This is a genomic window from Streptomyces anandii JCM 4720, from assembly GCF_014650655.1.
Lineage (GTDB): Bacteria > Actinomycetota > Actinomycetes > Streptomycetales > Streptomycetaceae > Streptomyces > Streptomyces anandii.
On sequence record NZ_BMVJ01000001.1, the window covers coordinates 359,204 to 365,306 of the forward strand.

At 70.3% G+C, this 6,103-nt stretch carries 3 protein-coding genes; 2 read left to right on the forward strand and 1 reads right to left on the reverse strand.

Annotated elements, in window-relative coordinates; translation table 11 throughout:
* Together pulA and IE249_RS01635 are read left to right on the forward strand one after the other, a co-directional pair.
* Window positions 1-4,892 (forward strand): pullulanase-type alpha-1,6-glucosidase (gene pulA, locus IE249_RS01630; protein WP_229857185.1); only part of this gene is annotated, 4,892 nt, incomplete at its 5' end.
* Window positions 4,893-4,927: 35 nt separating this feature from the next.
* A complete protein-coding gene (locus tag IE249_RS01635; protein ID WP_189702935.1) occupies window positions 4,928-5,284 on the forward strand; it encodes a 5-carboxymethyl-2-hydroxymuconate Delta-isomerase in 357 nt (118 codons plus the stop codon).
* A gap of 45 nt (window positions 5,285-5,329) precedes the next feature.
* Here IE249_RS01635 and IE249_RS01640 read toward each other — a convergent pair whose 3' ends face one another.
* The gene (locus IE249_RS01640) at window positions 5,330-6,019 is read right to left on the reverse strand and encodes a TetR/AcrR family transcriptional regulator (protein WP_189702936.1); all 690 of its coding nucleotides are present in this window, start codon (window positions 6,017-6,019) and stop codon (window positions 5,330-5,332) included.
* Between the last annotated feature and the right edge of the window lie 84 nt (window positions 6,020-6,103).

Here is a 6,103-nt window from a genome sequence, read left to right on the forward strand (position 1 = left end):
ACGCCAAGGGCATGAAGGTCTTCTTCGACGTCATCACCAACCACACCACCGACGTCGTCGACTACGAGGGCGCCTCCCACGAGTACCTCTCCAAGGGCGCCTTCCCGTACCTGACGAAGGACGGCCGCCCCTTCGACGACGCCGACTACGCGGACGGCACCCGGAAGTTCCCGGCCGTCGGCAAGAACTCCTTCCCGTACACCCCGACGGTCCCGGCCGCCAAGAAGAACCTCAAGGTTCCCTCCTGGCTCAACGACCCGTCGATGTACCACAACCGCGGCGACTCCACCTACGCCGGCGAGAACGCCACCTACGGCGACTTCTCCGGCCTCGACGACCTGTGGACCGAGCGTCCCGAGGTCGTCAGCGGCATGGAGAAGATCTACGAGCGCTGGGTGCGGGACTTCGGAGTCGACGGCTTCCGCATCGACACCGTCAAGCACGTCGACATGGACTTCTGGACCCAGTGGGCGACGGCGCTCGACAAGTACGCCGCCCAGCGGGGCCGGAAGAACTTCTTCATGTTCGGCGAGGTCTACTCCGCCGACACCTCCGTCACCTCCCCGTACGTCACCCGGGGCCGGCTCGACGCCACGCTCGACTTCCCCTTCCAGGACGCGGCCCGCGCCTACGCCTCCCAGGGCGGCAGCGCCAAGCGGCTCGCCACCGTCTTCGGCGACGACTACAAGTACACGACCGGCAAGGCCAACGCCTACGAACAGGTCACCTTCCTCGGCAACCACGACATGGGCCGCATCGGGTACTTCCTGAAGCAGGACAACCCCAAGGCCACCGACGCCGAGATCCTGAAGAAGGACGAACTCGCCAACGAGCTGATGTTCCTCAGCCGCGGCAACCCGGTCGTCTACTACGGCGACGAGCAGGGCTTCACCGGCTCCGGCGGCGACAAGGACGCCCGCCAGACCATGTTCGCCTCCAAGGTCGCCGACTACCTCGACGACGACGAGATCGGCACCGACCGCACCCACGCCGACGACTCCTACGACCCGAAGGCGCCGCTCTACCGGCAGATCGCCGAGCTGTCCGAGCTCCGCAAGGACAACCCGGCCCTCACCGACGGCGTCCAGACCGAGCGCTACGCGGCCGACGGCGCCGGCGTCTACGCCTTCACCCGCACGGACGCGAGGACCGGCGCCGAGTACGTCGTCGCCCTCAACAACGCGGACACCGAGAAGACGGCGACCTTCGCCACCGGCTCGGCGGACATGACGTACCGGGGGATCCACGGCACCAAGGCGTCCGTCACCTCCGACGCGGGCCGCCAGGTCACCGTCACCGTCCCGGCCGGCTCCGCCGTCGTCCTCAAGGCGGCCGGCCGACTCCAGGCGCCCGCCGCCAGGCCCACGATCACCCTGACGGCCCCCGCCGCCGGAGCCACCGGCACGGTCGAGGCCGGCGCGGACACCGGCGGCGGTCAGCTGAACCGGGTGGTCTTCGCCGCCCAGGTGGGCAACGGCCCCTGGCAGGTGCTCGGCTCCGCCGACCACGCCCCCTACAAGGTCACCCAGACCATCGCCAGGACCGTCCCGGCCGGCACCGCCCTGCGCTACAAGGCGGTCGTCGTCGACTCCGCCGGCCGCACCGCGAGCGCCACGGCGTCCTCCACCACCGGCACCCCGCCCGCCCCTGAGATCCCCACCGCCTCCTCCCGCGAGTACGCCGTCGTCCACTACAAGCGCGCGGACGGCGACTACGCGAACTGGGGCCTGTACGCCTGGGGCGACCTCGCCGACGGCGAGTCCACCACCTGGCCCGCCGGCCACCCCTTCACCGGACGCGACGCCTACGGCGCCTTCGCCTACGTCAAGCTGAAGCCCGGCGCCTCCGACGTGGGCTTCCTGGTCGTCGACAAGGACGGCAACAAGGACGTCTCCGCCGACCGGTCCATCGACGTCACCAAGACGGGCGAGGTCTGGATCGAGCAGGGCAAGGAGGACGTGCGGACCGAGCGGCCCGCGGCCGACTACCCGCCGCAGGACACCACCAAGGCCGTCATCCACTACCACCGCGCCGACGGGAACTACGACGGCTGGGGCCTGCACGTGTGGACGGGCGCCGCGAACCCCACCGACTGGTCGAAGCCGCTGACATCGGTCAAGACTGACTCCTATGGCGCGGTCTACGAGGTGCCGCTCACCGAGGGTGCCACCAGCCTCAGCTACATCATCCACAAGGGCGACGAGAAGGACCTGCCCGCCGACCAGTCCCTGGACCTCAAGGCGGCGAACGGCCACGAGGTGTGGCTGGTGAGCGGCCAGGAAGGGCCCCTGCTGCCGCAGCCCACGGGCAGCTCGGCCGCCCTGGACCTCACCACGTCCAAGGCCGTCTGGATCGACCGGGACACGGTCGCGTGGAACGGCGCGGACGGCGCCGCCTCCACCCAGCTGGTCTACTCCCACGACGGCTCCATCAAGGTCAAGGACGGCGCGCTGACCAGCGACGACGAGCGCTGGCTGCGGCTGACCAAGACCACGCTCACCGACGCCCAGAAGGCGAAGTTCCCGTACCTGAAGGACTACACCGCCTGGTCCGTCGACCCGCGCGACCGCGACCGGGTCCGCGAGGCCCTGCGCGGCCAGGTCGTCGCCTCCCAGCGCGCCGCAAACGGCGCCGTGCTCGCGGCCACCGGCGTCCAGCTCGCCGGAGTCCTCGACGACGTCTACGGCGCCGCGGCGGCCAAGGCACAGCTCGGCCCGGTCTTCCACAGCGGCCGGCCCACCCTGAGCGTGTGGGCGCCGACCGCGCAGAGCGTGGCGCTGGAGCTGGACGGCAAGGCCGTCGCCATGCACCGCGACGGCGCCACCGGCGTCTGGTCCGTGACCGGCCCCGCCTCCTGGAAGGGCAAGCCCTACCGCTACGTGGTGAAGGTGTGGGCGCCCTCCGTGCGCCAGGTCGTCACCAACAAGGTCACCGACCCCTACTCGGTCGCCCTGACCGCCAACAGTGAGCGCAGCCTCGTCGTCGACCTGGACGACAAGGTGCTCGCCCCGGGCGGCTGGTCGAAGCTCGCCAAGCCCAAGGCCGTGCCGCTGCGCGACGCGCAGATCCAGGAGCTGCACATCCGCGACTTCTCGGTGGCCGACAAGACCGTCCCGGACAAGGACCAGGGCACCTACCTGGCGTTCACCGACAAGAACAGCGACGGCTCGAAGCACCTGCGGGAGCTGGCCAAGGCCGGCACGTCCTACGTGCACCTGCTGCCGGCGTTCGACATCGCCACCATCCCGGAGAAGAAGGCCGACCAGGCCACCCCCGGCTGCGACCTGGCCTCCTACCCGGCCGACTCCGAGCAGCAGCAGGCTTGCGTGGCGAAGACCGCCGCCAAGGACGCCTACAACTGGGGCTACGACCCGTACCACTACACGGTCCCCGAGGGCTCGTACGCCACCGACCCGGACGGCACGGCCCGCACGGTCCAGTTCCGGCGGATGGTGCAGGCGCTCAACCAGGACGGCCTGCGCGTCGTCATGGACGTCGTCTACAACCACACCGCGGCCAGCGGCCAGGCGGACACCTCCGTGCTCGACAAGGTCGTGCCCGGCTACTACCAGCGGCTCCTCGCCGACGGCTCGGTGGCCAACAGCACCTGCTGCGCCAACACCGCGACCGAGAACACCATGATGGGCAAGCTGGTCGTCGACTCGATCGTCACCTGGGCCAAGGAGTACAAGGTCGACGGCTTCCGCTTCGACCTCATGGGCCACCACCCCAAGGCCAACATCCTCGCGGTCAGGAAGGCCCTCGACGCGCTCACGCCCGCCAAGGACGGCGTGGACGGCAAGAAGATCATCCTGTACGGGGAGGGCTGGAACTTCGGCGAGGTGGCCGACGACGCCAGATTCGTGCAGGCCACCCAGAAGAACATGGCCGGCACCGGCATCGCCACCTTCTCCGACCGGGCCCGGGACGCGGTGCGCGGCGGCAGCCCCTTCGACTCCGACCCCGGGGTCCAGGGCTTCGCCTCCGGCCTCTACACCGACCCCAACTCCTCGGCGGCCAACGGCACCACGGCCGAGCAGAAGGCCCGGCTGCTGCACTACCAGGACCTGATCAAGGTCGGTCTGAGCGGCAACCTCGCCAAGTACCGCTTCACGGACACCGGCGGCAAGGAGGTCACCGGCGCGGAGATCGACTACAACGGCGCCCCCGCCGGATACGCCGACGCGCCGGGCGACGCCCTCGCCTACGTCGACGCGCACGACAACGAGTCGCTGTTCGACGCCCTCACCTACAAGCTGCCCCAGGGCACATCGGCGGCCGACCGGTCCCGTATGCAGGTGCTGGCGATGGCGACGGCCGCACTCTCGCAGGGACCGGCGCTCTCCCAGGCCGGCACCGACCTGCTGCGCTCCAAGTCGCTGGACCGCAACTCCTTCGACAGCGGCGACTGGTTCAACGCCATCCACTGGAACTGCGCCGACGGCAACGGCTTCGGCCGGGGCCTGCCCATGGCGGCGGACAACCAGTCCAAGTGGGAGTACGCCAAGCCGCTGCTGACCTCGGTCAAGGTCGGCTGCCCGCAGATCCAGGGCACCTCGGCCGCCTACCGTGACCTGCTGCGGATCCGTACGACGGAGAAGGCCTTCTCCCTCGCCACGGCCGCGCAGGTGCAGTCCGCCCTGTCCTTCCCACTGTCCGGCAAGGACGAGACGCCCGGCGTGATCACCATGAAGCTGGGCGACCTGGTCGTGGTGTTCAACGCGACGCCTAAGCGGCAGGAGCAGCGCGTGACCTCCCTCGCCGGGGCGCACTACCGGCTGCACCCGGTGCAGGCGGCGGGCTCGGACGCGGTGGTCAAGACGTCGGCCTACGAGGCGGCGACCGGCACCTTCACCGTTCCGGCCCGGACGGTGGCGGTGTTCAGGAACTAGGCTGAGCCGCAGATCGCCGTAGAACAGGAGTGCACATGCCGCAGATCACCGTCGACTACTCGGAGCGGCTCGCGGACGCCTTCGACCGGCGGGCCTTCGCCGCCGAGGTGCACGCCCGCACGGTCGAGATCGCGGCCGCGAAGCCCCCGGCGTGCAAGACGCAGTTCCGCCGGACCGAGGACACCGTCGTCGGCCCGGACGCCGGGGGCCACGCGATCGTGCACGTCACCATCGGCCTGCTGGCCGGGCGCACCGAGGAGACCAAGGCGCGCCTGGCCGAGGCCGTGCTTCAGGCGCTGCGCGCGCATGTGAAGCCCGTGGAGGGTCTGGCGCTGCACGCGTCGGCCGAGGTCCGCGACCTGGACCCCTCCTACCGCAAGTACGACGCCTGAGCCCCGGGAGATCCCAGGAACTCAGAGGCGCAGGCGCTCAGGCGCTCAGGAAGCGAGTGTGACGAGCCGGCCGAGCAGGTCCCCGAAGGGGCCCTCGGCCGGCTCCGCCTTGAAGACCCGGCGCATGAGCGCACCCATCTCCTCGTCCTGCGCGGCGCCGACCACCGCGAGCGCGGCGAAGTCGTGCACCAGCTGGATCTCCAGCTCGGCGCGCGGGATGCGCCGGCCGTCCAGCCAGAGCAGCGCCGTCGACTCGGCGAGCGAGATCCACGAGCGGACGACGAGTTCCAGCCGCGCGGGCGGGTTCTCGACGCCGAGATGCGCGACCATCTGGTCGTAGGCGGCCTGCCGTACGGAGTCGATGAGCGCGTTGGTGGTCGAGGAGCCGACCGCCGGGCCGCCGCGCATCAGCGCGGAGAAGCCGGGCCCGTGATCGTCCACGAAGTCGAAGTACCGGCGCATCACGCGCAGCAGCCGGGCGCCCAGCGGGCCCTCGTGCGGCTCCACGAAACGGGCCGCGAGGTCGTCCGCCGCCCGCTTCAACGCGGCCTCGTACAGGCTGAGTTTGCCGGGGAAGTAGTGGTAGACCAGCGGCCGGGATATGCCCGCCGCCGACGCTATCTCGTCGATGGAGACCTCGTCCGGCGAGCGACGGCTGAACAGTTCGAGGGCGACGCCGATCAACTGCTGCCGCCGCTCGTCCACTCCCATTCTGCGGCGAACCCCGATAGTCATGTGCACACCCTACCGATCGATTCCGGCCTCGAACGGACCGGATCGGACATGGTGTTCGCGCGGGGCACGCGCTAGCGCAGGGGA